The following is an 18,462-nucleotide window of genomic DNA, read 5'->3' on the forward strand; positions in this document are numbered from 1 at the left end:
CCTTAATAGGACAGGCGCAGGCCGACGAAGACACTGCGACCATCGGCGGGCACTAAGACGGCGCTGGAGGCGCTGCGAGCATCGGTGATGGCTGACATTTCAGGCACATGGCGTTTGTCGGTCAGGTTGCGACCCTCGACATAGAGGCTGACGTGATCGGTCACGTCCACCCCGCCGCTAAGACCCCAGACCACATAGGCGGGGGCCTTCATCGTATTGGCATAGTCGACGAAGGGCTTGCTGGCGCGCCATTCGACCGAGGGACGGATGAACAGGCCGCGCGGGCCGCGCCATGTAGCCTCGGTACGGATCTGGTGTTCGGGAATGACGGGCAGGCGGTTGTCGCCCCACACCGGATCACCGTCAAAGCGGAAATCACTCCATGTCCACACAGGACGGACAGTTAACCGGCCGCCCAGAACGGGCTCAGGCGCGGTCCATTCCAAAGACGCCTCCAGCCCTTGGTGGATCGTGTCGCCCGCATTGAAGATGGCGGCGGGCACCTCCGGAGAGACAGTAAAGTTCAGCATCTCGCCGGTCAGTTCGGCGCGGTACAGGGCGACGTCCCAAGCGAGGTTATCGCGGCGTCCGCGCGTGCCGATCTCGGCAGTCCATGCCTTTTGCGGTTTAACGGGGACGAATTGAGGATAGGGGGCCTGAACCAGAGCGCCAAAGTGCGGTGGCTCGACCGAGCGGGTAATGTTGGCAAACACCTGCGTGCCGCCCGCATCTTCCCACAGCACGCCAATGCGCGGTGCAATCCAGTCAAAATCGGTTTTGGCGTTATTGGCGGGGTTCAGGTGATCGCGATAGTTGCGCGTGGCGCGGCCATAGGTGGCTCCGCCGACCACAGCCAGTTCATCGGTGACAAAGAGGCGGCCCTCTGCGAACAGGTCGCTAGAGGTGGCGGCCTGAAGACCGTCGGCGGTCTTGGCACCACGGCGGCCTGCCTGATTGACGAAGCGCAGGGCGTCCATCTCGCCATCGCGCCAGTTCAGACCCCAGAAGGCGTCGGCGCGTTTGCCCGCCACCATGCCGTTCCAGTCAAAACGGCCATAGAGCCCCCAAGTCTGGCTGTCCTGATCCACCACCTGAAAAATCGGGTGGTAAAGGTCTTTTTGCCAGCCCCAGATGGCGCCTTCGAAGAGCAGGGCATCGTCAAAGCGCCAGCGGGTCTGAAGCGCCAGCCGCTGCAACGAGACGTCGCGGGCGTTGTCACCCGCCAAGGCCGAAGCGGAGGCGCGGCGCGGCGTGTTCAGGGCCTGATCCAGCGTCAGTGAGCCTGCGATCTTTTGTTTGATGTCGGCGGCCTGACCGATCAGGCGCACTTCGCGGTCTTCGCCGAACTGATAGCCGAGGTTCAGCGTGCCGCGCAGCTGCTTGCCATTCTGGTGGTCGCGCCAGCCATCGCTTTGCATGGCGGTGGCTGCGGCGTAGACGTCCCAGCGATCAGCGGCGCGAGCGATCTCTGCGCGCACCCGATAGGTATCGGCGGTGCCGGCTTCCAGCTGGTAGAGGTTCTGGTGCACAGCGGTGCGGCCCGTAGGCGTCACCAGATTGACAGCCCCGCCCAGCTGGGCCCCGCCAAAGCGCAGGGCGTTGCCACCCTTATAGACCTCGATATAGCGGCTGCTCTGGCTGTCGACGCCTTGGAAATCGGAGAAGCCGTCCGCGTCGGCAAAGGGGACACCGTCTTGGGCCAGTAGAACGCCGCGCTGGTGAAAGCCCTGACCAATGCCCGAGCCGCGGATCGACAGGCGCGATTCCTCGCCATAACGGCGCTGGGCGGTGACACCGGCGACATTGCGCAGGGTGTCTGCAAAGCTCTGGGTGAAGCGGTCCGAATGGCTTTCTGCGGATACGACCGCCACGGCCCCCGGCGTGCGTGACAGGCGGGCTCTAGCCTCGGCGGTGACGGCGGGGTCTTCGGGATTGCGGCGGGCGGTGACGATAATGGAATCGACGGCTGTCGGGGTGTCGTTTGTCTCGGCCAGAGCCGCAGTGGACAAAAGGGCAGGGACCGCACAGGCGGCCATCAGCAGGGCGCGCGGCGCTGCCGGAAAAATTCTGGACATGGATGGAATCCTGAAAACTGTATGACGACGCGCAAGCACAAAGGGCCGCGCGCGGGTGACATGTTTCAGGCGTGGGGTGGTGCGGTGGACGGTGGCCGTGGCGGACCACGCGCAGGCGGCGGGGCCGCAACAATGAACGGAACATAGGCCACCCGCGTCACCTTCAGCAGGCGCGGGGCGACATCGAGTACAGGTACAGGCGGCAGATCAGCCTGAAGTGGCATGATGCAGGCGGCGCATTTGGCTCCGACATCGTGCTTCAGCGGGCCATCGAAGCCACCGTTATGGATGGTTTGCAGCCCTTGGGTCGTACAGATGACAATGGGCTGGCCCGGCTGTGCAGCGGCCATGGCCGCGAACGGCATCAGCGTTCCGGTCACGATGGCAAACACCGCCGCCAGATGGGCGAGGGTGCGCGTCAGAGACCAGTTTTCAACCGAACAGCGGGACACAAAAAGGGCTTCTATCGGGTCCGCCCGATGTTGCAAGCGGACATATGGCCTCGCTCGACAGATCGCGGGGGGTGTGTAAGCGTGCGATGGAAATAACTGCGGAGCCGATCATGCATCAACGCTCAAGGCTGGTCATCGCTGTGGCGCTGGCGTCGACGGTGTCTTTTTCGGCCGCTGTGGCCCAGCAGTTGGAGGGCGGAACCGGTGGGCCGGACCGATTGGCCCTGACCATCTATAACCAGAACATTGCCTTGGTGGAGGATGTGCGCGGCTTGTCGATCAATGCGGGCCGTGTGCGTCAGGAATTTCCCGGCGTGTCGGCCTCCATCCGGCCCGAGACCGTCACCTTGTCTGGGCGCGGCCTTTCGGTGGTGGAGCAGAACTTTGACTACGACCTGCTGACGCCGTCCAAACTGATGCAGGGCGCGGTGGGCCAGACGGTGGGCGTGATCCGCACCAATCCGGGCAATGGTGCCCAGACGACCGAGCGGGCGCAGGTGCTGTCGGCCAATGAAGGCGTGGTGCTACAGATCGGCAACCGGATCGAGGTGCTGCGGGACGATGGTGCGCCGACGCGGGTGGTGTTTGACGGGGTGCCACCCAATTTGCGTCCGCGCCCGACCCTGAGTGTGACGCTGGATGCCGAGGGTAATCCTCGCCGCGATGTGACGCTCAACTATTTGACCAGCGGCCTACAGTGGAAGGCCGACTATGTGGCGCGCTTTGAAGAGAGCGCAGGCACGCTGGATTTGAATGGCTGGGTGACGATCACCAACAACTCCGGTTCGACCTTCGACAATGCCGTCACGCGCGTGGTGGCGGGCGATGTGAACGTGGCTGCCAACCAGCGCGGTAGGCAGCGTGGCGGCGGCACCGGAACAGGGGCAAATGCCCAAGGCGATGCGCACGTCTATCTGCTGCCCGAGCGGGTGACGGTGGCCAATAACCAGACCAAGCAGGTTGGCCTTTTGGACGTCAGCGCGGTTCCGGCCACCAAACGCTATCTGTTCCAGATGGGCGGTTTCGGCTCCTATGAGGAGGCACAGGCCGCCGATGTGGGTATATTGTTCCGCAGTGAGCCCGCGCTTCCCGCGGGTGTGATGCGCGTCTATGTGCGCGGCAGCGATGGCGAGCCGCGATTTATCGGCGAAGATCAGGTGGATCACTCTCCGGCGGGGTCGGACGTGGTGATCTCGACCGGTAAGGCCTTCGACATCACGGTCCAGCCGAGATTGGTGGCCAGTGAGCGGGTCAGTGACCGCCGGGCTGACCGTTATCGTACCCGCTATCAGATGGAATATCGCGTGCGTAACGCGACTGGTCAGCCTGTGACGGTGGAGGTGCGCCAACGCACCTATGGCCGCGATACCGAACTGAGCAACGAAAGCCTGAAAGGCGAGCTGACCGACGCCTATACCGCAACATGGAAGGTACCCGTGGCTGCCAATAGCGAGACGGTTCTGACTGCCACCATTACGACGGGCGGCTGATCCCATGCGCTGGCTGAGCGCTATTTTGGCAGGGACCGTCGCATGGGCACCCATGGCGAGCGCAGCGTCGCTGGCGGCTTCGCAAGAGGTCGTGGCACCCCTTGCTAACGAATCTATCTCAGAGCGCCCCGATTCGGTGGCGTTGGTGGTTTATCGGGATCGTCCTGTAGACACCGCCTTTCTGATGCAGCAGTCGCGTCAGCGCTATAACAACCTTCAGACTATGGGCTTGGTCTTGGTGGTGGAGAAACGCACCATCGATGTGCCGCGTGGCGAGGCAATGGTGCGGTTCAAGGGGCTGGCGACCGGTATTGTACCCCACAGCGCAACGATTGAAGGCTTGCCTGCGGGCGTGCTGGAACAGAACGCCGACTATGATCTGATCTCTCCGGCTACCCTGTTGGAAAAAGCTGTCGGCGAGGCAGTCACCGTGTTGCGCACCAATGCGGCCAATGGCGAGGTGGTTGAGGAACGTGGCGTGTTGCGGGCCGGAGGCCGCGGTACGGTGGTCCAAATCGGCGACCGCGTCGAAGCTCTGGACTGTAGCGGTCTGACCGAGCGGATTGTTTTTGAAACCGTACCCGAGGGCCTCGGGGCTACGCCAACACTGTCGATCAAGACCCGTGCTGCCGAGGCCGGGCGTCACACGGTCACCTTGGCCTATCTGGCGACGGGGGTGCAGTGGAGCGCCGACTATGTGGCGCGGATGTCTGCCGACGACACGCTGGACCTACAAGGCTGGATCACCATTTCGAACTTTGGCGGAACGGGTTTCAGCGATGCGCCCGTCGTCGTCGTGGCGGGCGATTTGGCGCGTCAGGAGGATACGCGCCCGATCGAGCTGCGCACCCGATATTCCCAGAACATGTGCTGGCCGCAGGGGCGCTCGCACCAAAATCTGCACAGCCCCAATAACGGTTACGGCGGGGCTCCGCCGCCGCCACCGCCGCCGGCTCCACATGCGCCATCACCTGTAGCGATGCGCGCTATGGCCGACGAAGTGGTCGTGACAGGCTCGCGTGTGAAGGCGCAGATGGAAGAGCTGGGGGACTATAAAGCCTATGTGCTGCCCCATCTGACCACGGTTGCGGCCAACCAGATGAAGCAGGTGCTGTTTCTGCACCAGCCGGGGGTGCGTTATCGGCGCGTAAACAGCTTTTGGGCGTCAAACGACACTGTCGAGGATGCGCCGACCTCGACCATTCTTATGGTGCGCAACCAGGAAGAAGACGGCTTGGGCCTGCCGGTGCCGCAAGGCAAGGCCAATATCATGATGAACGACCCGTCCGGCGTGATGTGGGGCGGGCAGGTCGAACTGAACGACACGCCTGTGGGCCTGCCCATCCGGTTGGAGATAGGTCTCGACACGGACGTACGGATCACGACCCAGAAAACGCAAGACACCGCCCGTGGCTCCGGCCCGCGCCGACGCAGCGTCGAATCTTATGAGACCGTCGTGCGCAATCAATCGGACGAGACCGCCGCGGTAGAGATACTGGTGCCCGCCTATCTGGCCGAAGCCCCCGGTTTCCGCATCGACCGTCAAAGCCTGCGCAGTCAGGTCGATCCGGATCGCGGCGTGTATGTCTGGACGTTTGATGTGCCCGCCAATGGCGAGCGCACGCTGACCTATCGCTGGTCGTATGATTCGCCTGAGGGCTGATACGCCTTAGCCGCCGTTGGCCACCTGACGCGGGCTAAACTTCGGCGCAGGAGCCAGACGCATGACCTCGCCCTGATAACGCTCGTCATCGCCCTTGATGGCGAAGGGCAGGGCGTCGGCACAGGCTTGCAGCATGGCGTCCAGCCACGGCTGGTCGGCCTTGGCAAAATCACCCAGCACATGGGTGTGCACCAGTTTCGGATCGCCGGGGTGGCCCACGCCCATACGTGCGCGGCGGAAATCGGCACCCAGATGCGCAATGGCGGAACGGATGCCGTTCTGGCCCGCAGCACCGCCGCCCTTTTTCATGCGAAAGCGACCGGGGGCCAGATCGATCTCGTCGTGGAAGACGATGATGTTGTCGACAGGCACCTTATAAAAACGCGCGGCCTCGCCGATCGCGCGGCCGCTTTCGTTCATATAGGTCTGCGGCTTCATCAGCAGGACCTTTTCGCCCTCGATCTCGCCGTCCTGGATCTTGGACTGGAACTTGGCCTTCTCGGGGCCAAAGCGCCAGCGGCGGGCGATTTCGTCAGCGGCCATAAAGCCGATGTTGTGGCGGTTCTTTTCGTACTTTGCGCCGGGGTTACCCAGCCCTGCGATGATAATCATGATGGCTGTCTAGCGCTGAATGACGGGCAAAGAAAAGCCCCGCTGCGTTTCCACAGCGGGGCTTTGAACTTTGGTCGGCAGAAGCGATTAGGCTTCAGCTTCGCCTTCAGCCGCTTCAGCTTCGTCTTCAGCGCCACCGGCCGAAGCCTTGACCGAAGCGATCATGAAGTCGCGGTCGGTGATGGTCGGCTGGGCGTCACCAGCGTTGGTGATGTCCGAGAAGCGGATGTTGGTGTCGATCTCGACCTTGGCCAGGTCGATGATGAAGGCTTCCGGCATTTGGTCCGGACGGATCATCACTTCAACTTCGTGACGAACGACTTCCAGCGTGCCGCCTTGACGGACGTACGGAGCTTCGTCGCCGTTGATGAACTGCACCGGCAGAGAAATCTTGACCGGAGCGGTGGTGTCGACGCGCATCAGGTCGAAGTGCATCGGACGATCCGAAACCGGATCGAAGTCCACGGTCTTGGCGATGACCGGCTGGGTCTCGTCGCCATACTTCAGGGTCACCAGGTGGCCCAGCAGTTTGCCGGTGTACAGCGACTTGCGGAATTCGCGCTCGCTGACAGAAATAGCAACCGGGGCCTTATCGCCACCGTACAGGACGCCAGGAACGGCGCCGGCGCGACGCACTGCACGGGCGCTTCCGGTGCCCACGCCTTCGCGGACGTCAACGTTCAGAATGATCTCGGCCATCGGGCTCGCCTTCAATACAAGTAAACGCCTGCGCTGAACCGTTGCCCGCGCGGCGGGGTCATGAACCCATCGAATTCAAGAGGGCGGGCTATTACACGGAACAGGGGCGGTACGCAACCGCCCCTGCCTGTTTTTGCCTGCTTGGTGGTATCTTTAGCCGGTTGGCTGTGATTCCGGAACCGGTACTTCGGTCGGATTGGTCGCCGGGACCGACACCGTGATGGTGGGGCGGGGGCCAGCGAACTGGGAGGCGCACTGGGCCAGATCGCGCACGATGTGGCGGCCGGTGCAGAACATGTCCTCATAGCTGGGCTTTGCAGCGGCCAGGCACTGATACAGCATCAGCTTGGACATATTCAGGCAGAACTCGTTGTTCTGTTCGGTCATCAGGGCGTCGGTATTGGCCTTGGCCTCGTCGCCTGCTGCACCTAGCGCGGCAAGGGCGGCGATGGCCAGCGAGTTGACTACGGCAGGCGTATAGGGTGCGCCGCGCTGGGCCGGAGAGACCTGAATACCGTTGCCGGAATGGGCCGCTGCAAACAGGCGGGCGCTGTCCTCGGCAGACGGCAGTCGCGGTACCGACAGGTTCTTGGCGACCTGCAGGCGGCCTTCGCGGTCGGCGACACTGGCAATGGCCCAGCGACGGCGCGGATCGTTGCGTTCCTGGATCGTATAGGCGTCTGCTTCTACGCCATCGGCGATGTAGGTCAGGGCATCCACATCACGAATCAGCGCGTTCACCATGACACCGGCGGCATAGTCCGCGCCCGGCAGGGTCGCGGCATAGGCCGGATCGGCGATAATGCGGGCCACCATCGTCTGGCGCTGGGCCGGATCAGAGGCGTATTGGCGCACACCGGCCACAAACTCCGGCGATTGCAGCGCCAGAATGGAGCCATAGGCGATCATGGCGCGGGACATCTGGGCTGCATCATAGGCAGCGCCCTTGCGCATTTCGGCCTGTATCTCTTCGGCGCTCTGGAAGCCGCCGGCCTTGATGGTGTTCAGGTCGCGAACAAAAGAGACATAGATAGAGGCAGCCTCGGCCACGCTCTGGTTCAGCGAAAGCTCGGGTGCAGGAGGCGGCGGCGCGGGCGGCGGAGCCTCCGGCTCAGGGGTGGCGCAGCTGGCAATCAGTGTGGCGGCAGCAATCGCTGCCACCGCAAGACCGCGACGTGCGCGCGGCACGCTCGACAGGGCCGGACGCAGTGTGACCATGGACATCGGCGGGCTTCCCTTGACTTAAGACTGTTCCAAACGGGCGAGGGGGTCGCCCGATTGAGAGGGGGGATTAAAGCCGACTATTTCGTGCGAAAAATGGTTAGCCGAACATTAATCGAAGAGCTTTGACACGGATTCTTCATTGGCGATGCGACGGATCGCTTCACCAATCAGGGGCGCAACGCTGACGCGGCGGATTTTGTTGCACTCCAGCACAGCTTGCGGCTGTTCGATGGAATCCGTGATCACCAGTTCTTTAAGCGGACCGTTGGTGACGCGCTCGACGGCAGGGCCGGACAACACGCCGTGGCTGATATAGGCCGACACCTCGGTTGCGCCCTGTGCCATCAGGGCCTCGGCGGCGTTGACCAGCGTGCCACCGGAATCGACGATGTCATCGAACAGGATACAGCTGCGGCCTTCGACGTCGCCGATGATGTTCATCACTTCGGACTTGCCCGGTTCTGGACGACGTTTGTCGACGATGGCCAAATCGCAGTCGAGGCGTTTGGCCAGAGAGCGGGCGCGGACCACGCCGCCGACGTCGGGCGAGACGATCATCACCGAATCGCGCGGCTTGGTTTCCTTGATGTCCTGCGCCAGCACCGGCATGGCGACCAGATTGTCCGTGGGAATATCGAAGAAGCCCTGAATCTGGCCTGCGTGCAGGTCCATGGTCAGAACACGGTCGGCACCTGAGCGCTCGATAATGTTGGCGACCAGTTTGGCTGAGATCGGCGTGCGGCCGCCGGTCTTGCGGTCCTGACGGGCATAGCCGAAGTAGGGCATCACGCAGGTGACGCGTCGGGCCGATGCGCGGCGCAGAGCGTCAACCATGATGAGCATTTCCATCAGGTTGTCGTTCGCCGGATAGCTGGTCGACTGAATCAGGAAAACGTCCTCGCCGCGGACGTTTTCCTCGATGACGGCAAATACCTCATTGTCCGCAAAGCGCTTGACCTGCGCCTTGGTGAGAGGTGCATCGAGGTGGTTGGCAATCGCTTGTGCCAACGTCCGGTTCGAATTGCCTGCCAGCAGCTTCATGACCGGTCATCCTTTCGCCGTCTTGGAACCAACAGTATGCGGCTCCGTGTTATGTTGCGCGCTGTCTAGGCCGCGAAATGACTCGCTTCAACCCGCGTTTCAGTGATTTCCGCGCATTGGCATACGGATATGCCCTGTTATAGAGAACGATCAGGGCGAGCGCGCACGGGTGCGTTGCATGTCCGCCAGATTACGAGGTTGCTCTTGCCTGCACTCCAGTCCCGCTCCGGTTTGTTCCGCTCCGGCATGATGCTGATGGGGGTCGCAGCTGCGACTCTGACCCTGTCGGCCTGCGCTGGCAATAAGCCGCGCCAACGTCTGGCCTATGAAGAGCGTCCGGTCGAAGCCCTGTACAATACGGGCTATCAGCGTCTGGAAGCCCGCCGCTGGAATGATGCGGTGGACTATTTCCAGGAGGTGGAACGTCAGCACCCGTATTCGGAATGGGCGCGCCGCGCCATTCTGATGCAGATCTACGCCTTCTATCAGAACAATGCCTATCAGGACGCGAATGCGGCAGCTGACCGCTTCATCGCCCTGTTCCCGGGTAACCCCTCGGCGGCTTATGCCTTCTATATGAAGGCCATCTGCAACTTCGAGCAGATCGTGGATGTGGGCCGCGACCAAGGCTATGCCGAGGCCGCTCTGGCCGGTCTGCGCGATGTGGTGCGCCGCTATCCGAACTCGCCCTATGCCACGGACGCCCGCGTTAAGATCGACATGGTCAATGACCAGCTGGCCGGTAAGGAAATGGCCGTGGGCCGTTTCTATCAGCGTGCCAACCAGCCCATCGGTGCGGTGAACCGCTACAAGGCCGTGATCGAGAATCAGGAATTCCAGCGCACTTCCCACACGCCGGAAGCCCTGTACCGTCTGGTGGAAGTGAACCTGCAGCTGGGCCTGCGCGAGGAAGCGGTGCGCAATGCCGCTGTGCTGGGTCACAACTATCCGGGCAGCCCGTGGTACGCCGAGGCCTTTGCCTTGCTGACCGAAGAAGGCCAGCGCCCCGAAATCGAGCCGACCGGCAAGCGCGAGTCGTGGCTGCGCCGCATCATTCCGGGCGGTCGTGACTAAATCCCATGCGTGACAGAGCGCAGTGGCGATAAAAGCCGCTGCGTTCTCGTTACGTTTCCGGCTAGGATCGTCTGGTCGAACACGAATCATAACGATCCATGCTGACCAGTCTTTCCATCCGTGATGTGGTTCTCGTCGATGCTCTGGACCTTGAGGTCGAGCAGGGGCTGACGGTTCTGACCGGTGAAACCGGCGCGGGTAAGTCGATTATTCTGGATGCGCTGGGTTTGGCGCTGGGCGCACGCGGCGATGCCGGACTGGTGCGTCGCGGGGCCAAACAGGCGGTCGCGACGGCTGTGTTCGTCACGCCCGACGATCCCGAACTGATTTCTGCCATTGAAGAGCGCGGCTTCGAGGCCAAGGCGGGCGAGGAGTTGATCCTGCGCCGCATCCTCGGGGCCGATGGCCGCTCGCGTGCCTTTATCAATGATCAGCCCGCCGGTGTGACGGCGCTCAAGGATATCGGCTCGCGTCTGGTCGAGGTCCATGGCCAGCATGAGACCGTGGGCCTGCTGGACTGGCGCACCCATCGCGGGCTGCTGGATGCCTATGGCGGATTGCAACCGCAGTTGGCGGCGGTGGCCGAGGCGGCCAAGGCGCTGAAAGAGGCCGAGCAGAAACTGGCCGAACTTCAGGCCGAGGCGGCGGATGCCGCGTCCCGCGCCGAGGAAATCTCGCTCAATCTGGCCGAACTGGATGCTCTGGACCCCCGCGAGGACGAGGAAACCGAGCTGGCGGGCGAACGCGCCGTATTGGGCGCGGCTGAAAAGGCGCTGGCCGATCTGGCCGATGCACGCACGCAGCTGGGTGGCGACAAGCTGTCCCAACGTCTGGGCGCAGCCCTGCGCGCAGTCGAGCATGCCCGCACCCGCTCCGGTCAGGCCGGTATCGAGGGCGAGCATCCGGTCATCAAGGGCCTGTCCAATGCCGTCGATGCCATTGACCGCACCATGGTCGAGGCCGCCGAGGCGATTGCGGCGGTGGATGCTGCTGCTGACGCGTTTGATTTCGAGCCGGGCCGTCTGGACAAGGCCGAAGAGCGCCTGTTCGCCCTGCGGGCGGCGGCGCGCAAACTGCACACCACGGTTGATGCCCTGCCGTCTCTACGCATTCGTCTGCGCGAACAGTTGCGCCTGATCGAGGATGGCGAGGAAGCCCTGACTCAAGCCCGCCGCGAGGCGGCCTTGGCGGCGCAGGCCTATGACGAGGCGGCGCAGATGCTGAGCGATGCCCGCACGGCAGCGGCAGAGCGGCTTAAGACGGCGGTGCTGTCCGAACTGGGACCGCTCAAGCTGGAACGCGCCCAGTTCCGCGTGGCGCTGGAGCCGATTGAGAACCGTCGCGGACCCGAAGGTCGCGAGACGGTGCGTTTTCAGGTGGCCACCAATGTGGGCACCGATTTTGGCCCGCTGGACAGCGTAGCGTCCGGCGGGGAACTGGCACGCTTTGCTCTGGCGATGAAGGCCGCGCTGGCCAGCCGAGAAGACATTATCCAGCCGGTGATGATCTTCGACGAAGTGGATCAGGGCGTGGGCGGTGCTGTGGCCGAGGCGGTCGGGGGCCGACTGAAACGTCTGGCCCATGGCGCGCAGGTGCTGGTGGTCACGCACAGCCCGCAAGTCGCGGCCTGTGGCCATACGCACTGGAAGATCAGAAAGTCCGACAAGGACGGCATGACCACTTCGACCGTCGAGGCCTTGGGCGAGACCGCGCGTCTTGAAGAAATCGCCCGCATGTTGTCCGGCGCACAGGTGACCGATGAAGCCCGTGCGGCGGCGAAACGCCTGATCGGCTGATCATACAACCTTGATCTGCCTTTACGCCGCCGCAGTCTGTGACTAGAGCGCGAGCATGCCTTTGCACATGATCAAATTGGCCGTCGGCGTTCCGGATGTCGAATGGTTGGAAAAGCGCGCCGCGAAAGGCGCGCCTATGGTTGTGCATACCCGTATGACGCCCAAGCGCGCGCCGGAAATGGAAGACGGCGGCTCTCTGTACTGGGTTGTTAAAGGCTCCATTGTCGCGCGCCAGCCGATCGTGGACATCTCCACCATCGGCGAGGGCAAGGCCAGCCGGTGCGAGGTGACCCTGGCTCCCGAAGTGGTGCGTGTGTCGCCCACGGTGCGGCGGGCCTTTCAGGGCTGGCGCTATCTGGAGCCCAAGGACGCGCCGGTCGATCTGGATGTCATCGACACCGGAGAGACCCCGCCCGAACTGGCCGCCATGCTGCGCGAACTGGGGGCGTGGTAAGGGCTGGATAGCCCGCCACTGACCCAAACCTATTTTTGTGGCCAAGCGTGCCTTGGCCGACGATCTCGATCTTGACGGAAATCCGGCCGTGTTCAGTCCTGCACACAAACAAACTCTGAAAGACCTGATGGTTCTGGCGTGGCCGGTGGTGCTGGCGCGTATCGGCATCATGACCATGGGTCTGACCGACGCGATTGTGGTGGGCCACTATTCGTCGGAGGAACTGGCCTATCACTCGCTGGCGTGGGCGCCGTCGTCGGTGGTGCTGACCACGGCTGTGGGCCTGATGATGGGTGTGCAGGTGATGACCGCCCGCATGCGCGGGGAGGGCCGCTATGACGAAGTAGGGGCCGTGCTGCGCCGTGGCATGATCTATTCGCTGAAGATCGGCGTGGTGGCCATGATCCTGCTGGCCCTGATCGGGCCGCTCTTGCTGCCGCGACTAGGTTTTCAGGACGGTCTGGGCGAGGGCGCGGCCCTGCCTTTGATGGTGTTTGCCCTGTCCATGCCCGCCTATCTGATTTCGGTGGCCGCGCAGTTCTTCCTTGAAGGTCTGGGCAAGCCCAAGCCGGGCATGTGGGCGATGTGGATCGCCAATATCGTCAACATCGGCCTGAACCTGCTGCTGGTACCGGATATTCTGGGACTGGGCGTGCATGGGGCCGCCGCCTCGGCGTGGGCGACCTTTGGCGCGCGTACAGCTCTGGCGATCTTCCTTGTGATCTACATCCTGCGTCAGCCCGAAGCGCGCGCATGGGGCCTGTTCCGCAAGCCCAAGCGTGATCGTGCCATCGAGCAGGAGCAGATCAAGGTTGGTCTGGGGGCAGGGGCCTCCAACTTTATCGAGGTCGGTGCCTTTGCGGCCATGACCATCATTGCCGGTACCATCAGCGCACAGGCGACGGCGGGCTGGGCCATTGTGATCAACACCTCGGCTATCGTCTTCATGCTGCCCATGGGCCTGTCGTCGGCGACGGCGGTTCTGGTCGGCAAGGCCTATGGTGCGGGAGACCACGAGGGCGTCAAGCGCGCGGGCTGGATCGGCATGGGCGTGGTAGCGGCTCTCGCGACCCTTGTGGGCATTGTGATCTGGCCGACCGCGCACCTGATCACTGGTGCCTACAGCAGCGATGCGGCGGTGTTGGCCATCGCGGCACCGGCGCTTGCGCTGGCGACCTTCTTCTTCGTGGCCGATGCCATTCAGGTGGTGGCTGCCCACGCCAACCGCTCGGCAGGCGATGTGGCCATGCCGACCGTGATGCACTTCATCTCCTATGGCTTGGTGATGATTCCGCTGGGCTGGTTCCTGGCCCAGACCATGGGCGTGAACGGGCTGGTTTGGTCGGTCGTGGTGGCCAGTCTGGTGTCCGGCGTGCTTCTGGGTGTGCGTTTCCACATCATTTCCAAGCGCGCCGCCCTCACTTCTCACCAAGCCTGAGGGTGACGCCGCGCTAAAGCGGTTCTATATCCAACGCCTTCTCTCAAGTTCAGTGGACGATCATGGCCCGTATCCTCATCACCTCGGCGCTGCCCTACATCAATGGCATCAAGCACCTTGGGAATCTGGCCGGGTCGATGTTGCCCGCAGACATCTGGGCGCGCTTCATGCGTGCACAGGGCCATGATGTGCTCTACATCTGCGCCACGGATGAACACGGCACGCCGGCCGAACTGGCCGCTGCGGCTGCCGGTCAGGACGTGCGCACCTATTGCGACGAACAGCACCTGATTCAGAAGAAGGCGGGCGAGGCGTTTGGCCTGAGCTTCGATTGGTTCGGCCGCTCGTCCAGCGACCAGAACCGCGCCCTGACCCAGCATTTCTGCGCCGCTCTGGAAAAGAACGGCCTGATCGAAGAGCGCGTGGATCGCATGATCTATTCGATCGACGATGGCCGCTTCCTGCCGGACCGCTATGTCGAGGGTACCTGCCCGCACTGCAAGTTTGAAAAGGCGCGCGGTGACCAGTGCGACAACTGTGGCCGCCTGCTGGACCCGACCGACCTGATCAATCCGTATTCGTCGGTTTCGGGCAGCCGTAATCTGGAAGTGCGCGACACCCGCCACCTGTACCTGCTGCAAACCAAGGTCGAGCCGCAGATCCGCGAGTGGGTCAACAGCAAGACCGACTGGCAGCCGCTGGCCAAATCCATTGCCAACAAACACCTCGATGAAGGTCTGATCGACCGTGGCATTACCCGCGATCTGTCGTGGGGCGTTCCGGTGGTCGGCGCTGACGGTGGTCCGCGCGAGGGCATGGAAGGCAAGGTCTTCTATGTGTGGTTCGACGCCCCCATCGAATACATTGCTGCGACGCAGGAATGGGCCGAGGCCAACGGCAAGACGTGGAAAGACTGGTGGCGTCTGGACGAGGGTGCTGAAGATGTCCGCTATGTCCAGTTCATGGGCAAGGACAATGTGGCCTTCCACACTGTCAGCTTCCCCGCTACCATCATCGGCTCGGGCGAGCCGTGGAAGACCGTGGACCAACTGAAAGCCTTCAACTGGCTAAACTGGTATGGCGGCAAGTTCTCGACCTCGATGAAGCGCGGCGTCTTTATGGATCAGGCGCTGGAGCTGCTGCCGGCCGACTACTGGCGCTGGTACCTGACCGCCTATGGTCCGGAACATTCGGACGCGGCCTTTACGTGGGAACAATTCCAAAGCGCGATCAACAAGGACCTGGCCGACGTGCTCGGCAATTTCGTGAACCGCATTGTGAAGTTCACGGAGTCCAAGTTCGACGGCGTTGTGCCGGAGGGCGGCCAAGCGGGCGAAGTCGAAGCCAAGCTGGAAGCGGATCTGCGTGCCGCTATCGCCGAGGCGACAGAGCACTATGAGGCGATGGAGTTCCGCAAAGCTGCCGCTTCTATCCGCGCCGCATGGGTGCTGGGTAACGAATACCTTCAGTTCGCCGCTCCGTGGACTGCGCTGAAGACGGACCGCGACCAAGCCGCTGTCGGCGTTCGCACCGGGCTGAACCTCGTGGCGCTGTTCGCCCGTCTGGCCGCTCCGGTGCTGACGGCCTCGGCGCCGAAGATCGCAGCTTCGGTCAATGCCACCGATCTGTCGTGGCCGAAGGCGGACGAGGACTTCCTCAACGCCCTGCCGGTCGGTCACAAGGTCGAGGCCCAAGGCGTGCTGTTCAACAAGATCGATGACGCCATGGTGGCCGAATGGGCCGAGCGTTTTGGCGGCGCTGAAAACTAGGTCGCGGCCGGAAGCCCATATAAAAAGCCCCCGTAGAGCGATCTGCGGGGGCTTTGTTTTAAGGCGATGCGATCAACCTTGAATGATTGGGTATCCGGCCTGATGCCAGGCCATGATGCCGCCAGCCAGATTGACGACCGGTTGGCCGTCCTTTGCGGTGTCGCCGACGAACTCGCAGACGCGGCCGCTGCGACCACCGGACTTGCACTGGACGATGACGGTCTTGTCCTTGGGCAGGTCCAGGGCTTCCCAGGCTTGGGGCATCTGGCTGAGAGGGGCGAGGGTGGTGCCTTCGATACGGGCTGCCTCCCATTCGTCCTGTTCGCGCACGTCGATCATGACGGCGTCGCCTGCCTCAAGCAGGGCCTTGGCTTCTTCAACGGTGATGGCGTTTACGCTCATGCAGCAGGTTCCATTTCAGGCGGGACCGTCAGGTCGGTGCCCGCAGGCGCGGTCACGACTTCGGGCTCGGGGGCGTCACCGGCCTTCTTCATGTGCTTGGCTGCTTCTTCGGGGCTGATCGCGATGAAGGCAGGAGCCTTGGCGTTGAAGTTGGCTGTGTTGCCGGTTCGGACCACAATATCACGCGCACCATCCCAAATCATGTGCAGGGCGACGTAAAGCACGACCAGCAGCCCGATGTAGCCGATCCAGCTATGCTTATGCAGCAGCTTGGCGATGAAGGAAGCGGCTACGCCCATCAAGGCGATCGACAGTACCAGACCGAAGACCATTACCCACGGATGCTCGTGGGCGGCACCGGCGACGGCCAGCACATTGTCCAGCGACATGGCCAAATCGGCAATGATGATCTGCACAAGGGCCGCGCCAAAGGTTTTGCGCTTCAGGCCCAGCTCTTCGGGGGAAGGGCCGGTGCCGTGTTCGATGCTTTGCGCCAGCTCAAGCTCTTTTTGAGCTTCGGCCTGATCATGGGTCGCCTGCTCGCGCAGTTCGCGCCACATTTTCCAGCACACCCACAAGAGCAGAAAGCCCCCCGCCATCAGCAGGCCGATAATCGCCAGCAGCTGGATGGTGATCAGGGCAAAGGCGATACGCAGGACGACGGCAATCGCCAGACCGGCCAGAATGGCTTTGCGGCGTTGATCTTGAGGCAGAGCCGCAGCGGCCAGACCCACGGCGACGGCATTATCGCCCGCCAGCACCAGGTCCATCAGCACAACCTGACCCAAGGCGATCAGTTGGCTGGTCATTTCAGGGGAGAAAAAGTCCATTCCCCTAGACTAGACCCCGCCGGAGGCTGCGCCAAGTTGTCGCGGCTTCTCCGGCGAAATCAGTGACATCCGCGTCAGGAGCGGCGTTGCGCCCGTGCTGCTTCGTAGAGTGCAATCGCGGCCGCATTCGATACGTTCAGGGATTCAAAGCCGCCCGGCATGGGGATTTTGGCAATGGCTTCGCAGTGTTCCGTGACCAGACGACGGACACCGTCACCTTCGGACCCCATGACGATCACCGTGGGCCGCTCGTCCAGCGCCTGTTCCAGCGTCAACTCGGCAGCCCCGTCCATGGCAATGGCGCGCCAGCCATAGTCATTCAGCTTTTCGAGGGCACGCGACAGATTGGTTACCCGCGCATGGGGCAGGCGTTCGGTCGCGCCGACCGAGGCCTTGGCCAGTGCACCAGCCAGGGCGGGGGCGTGCCGGTCCTGCACAATTATGCCGCGTGCACCAAAGGCGAGGGCCGAACGGAAGATAGCGCCCACGTTCTGCGGATCGGTGAGCTGATCCAGCATGACCAAAATGCCTTGGGCAGGGTCGGCCAGATCCTCGAGAGCGACGCCTTCCAGCGGCTGGACCTTGAAAGCAAAGCCCTGATGGACGGCTCCGGCCGGCAAAAGCCGATTCAATTGTTGGGAATCAACGACTTCGATTCGATGCCCATGGGCGAGATTCTGCGACTCGATTTCCTCTGCGCGGTCCGCCGTGACGATGAGTCGGCCCATGCCGCGGCGGGCCGGATTGGCCAAAGCGGCCAGAACAGGGTGGCGACCCCAAAGAAAATTGTCAGCGTTTACAGCCGCTTTGGGCGATTTTTTGCCCTCAGACTGGGATTTGGGTGCCTGATTGTGCGAGGAATTGCCTCGCGAAGCACCCTTTTCGTCGCGTCTGTGGAAAGATTGTTTTTTCACGGCTTTTCGGTCGTTGCGTTCTGAAAAAGGGGACACTATAAGACGGCCTCCGACGAGGCTACGGGCTTTCGGCAGAGGCGCTTCTCCTAATACAGGCGTCGCCCGACAGCGAAGGCTTTCGTTGAAATCTTTTCGAAAGAAGAGGTTTTGGCGATATCCAGATCGGCACATTGTTAAGCGCGCTGGGGGAATGTCCCGAGCGGCAAAGGGGGCGGACTGTAAATCCGCTGCGTAAGCTTCGCAGGTTCGAGTCCTGCTTCCCCCACCACGCGCTTTACACAATGGCCATTTAGCTGGACCGGAAACCCCAGAGGAAATCGGGTGCGGAAACGTCGCTCTCATTCATGAGAGTGGAGCGACCGCATTCTTCGTGCGGGTATAGCACAATGGTAGTGCAGCAGCCTTCCAAGCTGAATACGCGGGTTCGATTCCCGCTACCCGCTCCAGGTTTTATGAACTGAGCACAGCGCCCTTCCGCTTCTGGACCCGGGCCACAGGAGTTTGGCCATGGCCAAGGAAAAGTTCGAAC

At 62.6% G+C, this 18,462-nt stretch carries 16 protein-coding genes and 2 tRNA genes; 9 read left to right on the plus strand and 9 right to left on the minus strand.

Going from position 1 to position 18,462, the window contains the following annotated elements; genetic code table 11:
* Positions 1–2: 2 nt before the first annotated feature.
* Positions 3–2,075 carry a TonB-dependent receptor family protein gene (locus B3B04_RS07435; protein ID WP_292041541.1) on the minus strand — a complete coding sequence of 691 codons (2,073 nt, stop codon included), beginning with the start codon at positions 2,073–2,075 and terminating at the stop codon, positions 3–5.
* 65 nt (positions 2,076–2,140) lie between these two features.
* Positions 2,141–2,527 (minus strand): DUF2946 family protein, encoded by a 387-nt coding sequence (locus tag B3B04_RS07440; protein WP_292041544.1) that lies wholly within the window; start codon positions 2,525–2,527, stop codon positions 2,141–2,143.
* Between the two features lie 110 nt (positions 2,528–2,637).
* On the opposite strand from B3B04_RS07440, the gene B3B04_RS07445 reads away from it, so the two are divergent.
* Positions 2,638–4,017 carry a DUF4139 domain-containing protein gene (locus tag B3B04_RS07445; RefSeq protein WP_292041546.1) on the plus strand — a complete coding sequence of 460 codons (1,380 nt, stop codon included), beginning with the start codon at positions 2,638–2,640 and terminating at the stop codon, positions 4,015–4,017.
* Positions 4,018–4,021: 4 nt separating this feature from the next.
* Entirely contained in the window at positions 4,022–5,680 is a 1,659-nt protein-coding gene (locus tag B3B04_RS07450; protein WP_292041547.1) for a DUF4139 domain-containing protein, read from the plus strand.
* A gap of 6 nt (positions 5,681–5,686) precedes the next feature.
* Here B3B04_RS07450 and pth read toward each other — a convergent pair whose 3' ends face one another.
* The 4 genes from pth to B3B04_RS07470 form a co-directional block, all read right to left on the minus strand.
* Positions 5,687–6,292, minus strand: coding sequence for an aminoacyl-tRNA hydrolase (gene pth, locus B3B04_RS07455; protein ID WP_292041550.1), 606 nt, complete (start codon positions 6,290–6,292; stop codon positions 5,687–5,689).
* A gap of 87 nt (positions 6,293–6,379) precedes the next feature.
* Entirely contained in the window at positions 6,380–6,991 is a 612-nt protein-coding gene (locus tag B3B04_RS07460) for a 50S ribosomal protein L25/general stress protein Ctc (RefSeq protein WP_292041552.1), read from the minus strand.
* A gap of 153 nt (positions 6,992–7,144) precedes the next feature.
* Positions 7,145–8,215 carry a hypothetical protein gene (locus B3B04_RS07465; protein WP_292041555.1) on the minus strand — a complete coding sequence of 357 codons (1,071 nt, stop codon included), beginning with the start codon at positions 8,213–8,215 and terminating at the stop codon, positions 7,145–7,147.
* Positions 8,216–8,323: 108 nt separating this feature from the next.
* Positions 8,324–9,256: a ribose-phosphate pyrophosphokinase gene (locus B3B04_RS07470; protein WP_292041557.1), complete on the minus strand. Its 933-nt coding sequence runs from the start codon at positions 9,254–9,256 to the stop codon at positions 8,324–8,326.
* Positions 9,257–9,502: 246 nt separating this feature from the next.
* Between B3B04_RS07470 and B3B04_RS07475 the strand changes: the two genes are divergently transcribed.
* The 5 genes from B3B04_RS07475 (at position 9,503) to metG (ending at position 15,787) form a co-directional block, all read left to right on the plus strand.
* A complete protein-coding gene (locus B3B04_RS07475; RefSeq protein ID WP_292041574.1) occupies positions 9,503–10,330 on the plus strand; it encodes an outer membrane protein assembly factor BamD in 828 nt (275 codons plus the stop codon).
* 98 nt (positions 10,331–10,428) lie between these two features.
* A complete protein-coding gene (recN, locus tag B3B04_RS07480) occupies positions 10,429–12,126 on the plus strand; it encodes a DNA repair protein RecN (protein WP_292041560.1) in 1,698 nt (565 codons plus the stop codon).
* A 55-nt stretch (positions 12,127–12,181) separates the two neighbouring features.
* Complete coding sequence (locus tag B3B04_RS07485; protein ID WP_292041561.1) at positions 12,182–12,580, plus strand: DUF1489 family protein; 399 nt, start codon at positions 12,182–12,184, stop codon at positions 12,578–12,580.
* Positions 12,581–12,617: 37 nt separating this feature from the next.
* Positions 12,618–14,018 (plus strand): MATE family efflux transporter, encoded by a 1,401-nt coding sequence (locus B3B04_RS07490; RefSeq protein ID WP_292041562.1) that lies wholly within the window; start codon positions 12,618–12,620, stop codon positions 14,016–14,018.
* Positions 14,019–14,080: 62 nt separating this feature from the next.
* Complete coding sequence (gene metG, locus B3B04_RS07495; RefSeq protein ID WP_292041564.1) at positions 14,081–15,787, plus strand: methionine--tRNA ligase; 1,707 nt, start codon at positions 14,081–14,083, stop codon at positions 15,785–15,787.
* 72 nt (positions 15,788–15,859) lie between these two features.
* Here metG and B3B04_RS07500 read toward each other — a convergent pair whose 3' ends face one another.
* The 3 genes from B3B04_RS07500 to rlmB form a co-directional block, all read right to left on the minus strand.
* On the minus strand, positions 15,860–16,189 hold the full coding sequence (locus tag B3B04_RS07500) for a rhodanese-like domain-containing protein (protein WP_292041565.1): 330 nt from the start codon (positions 16,187–16,189) through the stop codon (positions 15,860–15,862).
* Entirely contained in the window at positions 16,186–17,019 is an 834-nt protein-coding gene (locus tag B3B04_RS07505) for a TerC family protein (RefSeq protein ID WP_292041568.1), read from the minus strand. The genes B3B04_RS07500 and B3B04_RS07505 overlap by 4 nt, the downstream gene beginning before the upstream one ends.
* 74 nt (positions 17,020–17,093) lie before the next feature.
* On the minus strand, positions 17,094–17,969 hold the full coding sequence (rlmB, locus tag B3B04_RS07510) for a 23S rRNA (guanosine(2251)-2'-O)-methyltransferase RlmB (protein ID WP_292041570.1): 876 nt from the start codon (positions 17,967–17,969) through the stop codon (positions 17,094–17,096).
* Positions 17,970–18,117: 148 nt separating this feature from the next.
* Here rlmB and B3B04_RS07515 point away from each other — a divergent pair.
* Positions 18,118–18,201 (plus strand) — tRNA-Tyr (locus B3B04_RS07515).
* 104 nt (positions 18,202–18,305) lie between these two features.
* A tRNA-Gly gene (locus B3B04_RS07520) sits at positions 18,306–18,379 on the plus strand.
* Positions 18,380–18,462: the final 83 nt, after the last annotated feature.

Origin of the sequence: Brevundimonas sp. UBA5713 (assembly GCF_002419815.1) — a bacterium.
Taxonomy (GTDB): Bacteria; Pseudomonadota; Alphaproteobacteria; order Caulobacterales; family Caulobacteraceae; genus Brevundimonas.

Bases quoted from the DNA above. Each gene is read 5' to 3' on its own strand.
- B3B04_RS07435 (WP_292041541.1), bottom strand. From the start codon at position 2,075: ATGTCCAGAATTTTTCCGGCAGCGCCGCGCGCCCTGCTGATGGCCGCC.
- B3B04_RS07445 (WP_292041546.1), top strand. From the start codon at position 2,638: ATGCATCAACGCTCAAGGCTGGTCATCGCTGTGGCGCTGGCGTCGACG.
- B3B04_RS07450 (WP_292041547.1), top strand. From the start codon at position 4,022: ATGCGCTGGCTGAGCGCTATTTTGGCAGGGACCGTCGCATGGGCACCC.
- pth (WP_292041550.1), bottom strand. From the start codon at position 6,292: ATGATTATCATCGCAGGGCTGGGTAACCCCGGCGCAAAGTACGAAAAG.
- B3B04_RS07460 (WP_292041552.1), bottom strand. From the start codon at position 6,991: ATGGCCGAGATCATTCTGAACGTTGACGTCCGCGAAGGCGTGGGCACC.
- B3B04_RS07465 (WP_292041555.1), bottom strand. From the start codon at position 8,215: ATGTCCATGGTCACACTGCGTCCGGCCCTGTCGAGCGTGCCGCGCGCA.
- B3B04_RS07470 (WP_292041557.1), bottom strand. From the start codon at position 9,256: ATGAAGCTGCTGGCAGGCAATTCGAACCGGACGTTGGCACAAGCGATT.
- B3B04_RS07475 (WP_292041574.1), top strand. From the start codon at position 9,503: ATGATGCTGATGGGGGTCGCAGCTGCGACTCTGACCCTGTCGGCCTGC.
- recN (WP_292041560.1), top strand. From the start codon at position 10,429: ATGCTGACCAGTCTTTCCATCCGTGATGTGGTTCTCGTCGATGCTCTG.
- B3B04_RS07485 (WP_292041561.1), top strand. From the start codon at position 12,182: ATGCCTTTGCACATGATCAAATTGGCCGTCGGCGTTCCGGATGTCGAA.
- metG (WP_292041564.1), top strand. From the start codon at position 14,081: ATGGCCCGTATCCTCATCACCTCGGCGCTGCCCTACATCAATGGCATC.
- B3B04_RS07500 (WP_292041565.1), bottom strand. From the start codon at position 16,189: ATGAGCGTAAACGCCATCACCGTTGAAGAAGCCAAGGCCCTGCTTGAG.
- B3B04_RS07505 (WP_292041568.1), bottom strand. From the start codon at position 17,019: ATGGACTTTTTCTCCCCTGAAATGACCAGCCAACTGATCGCCTTGGGT.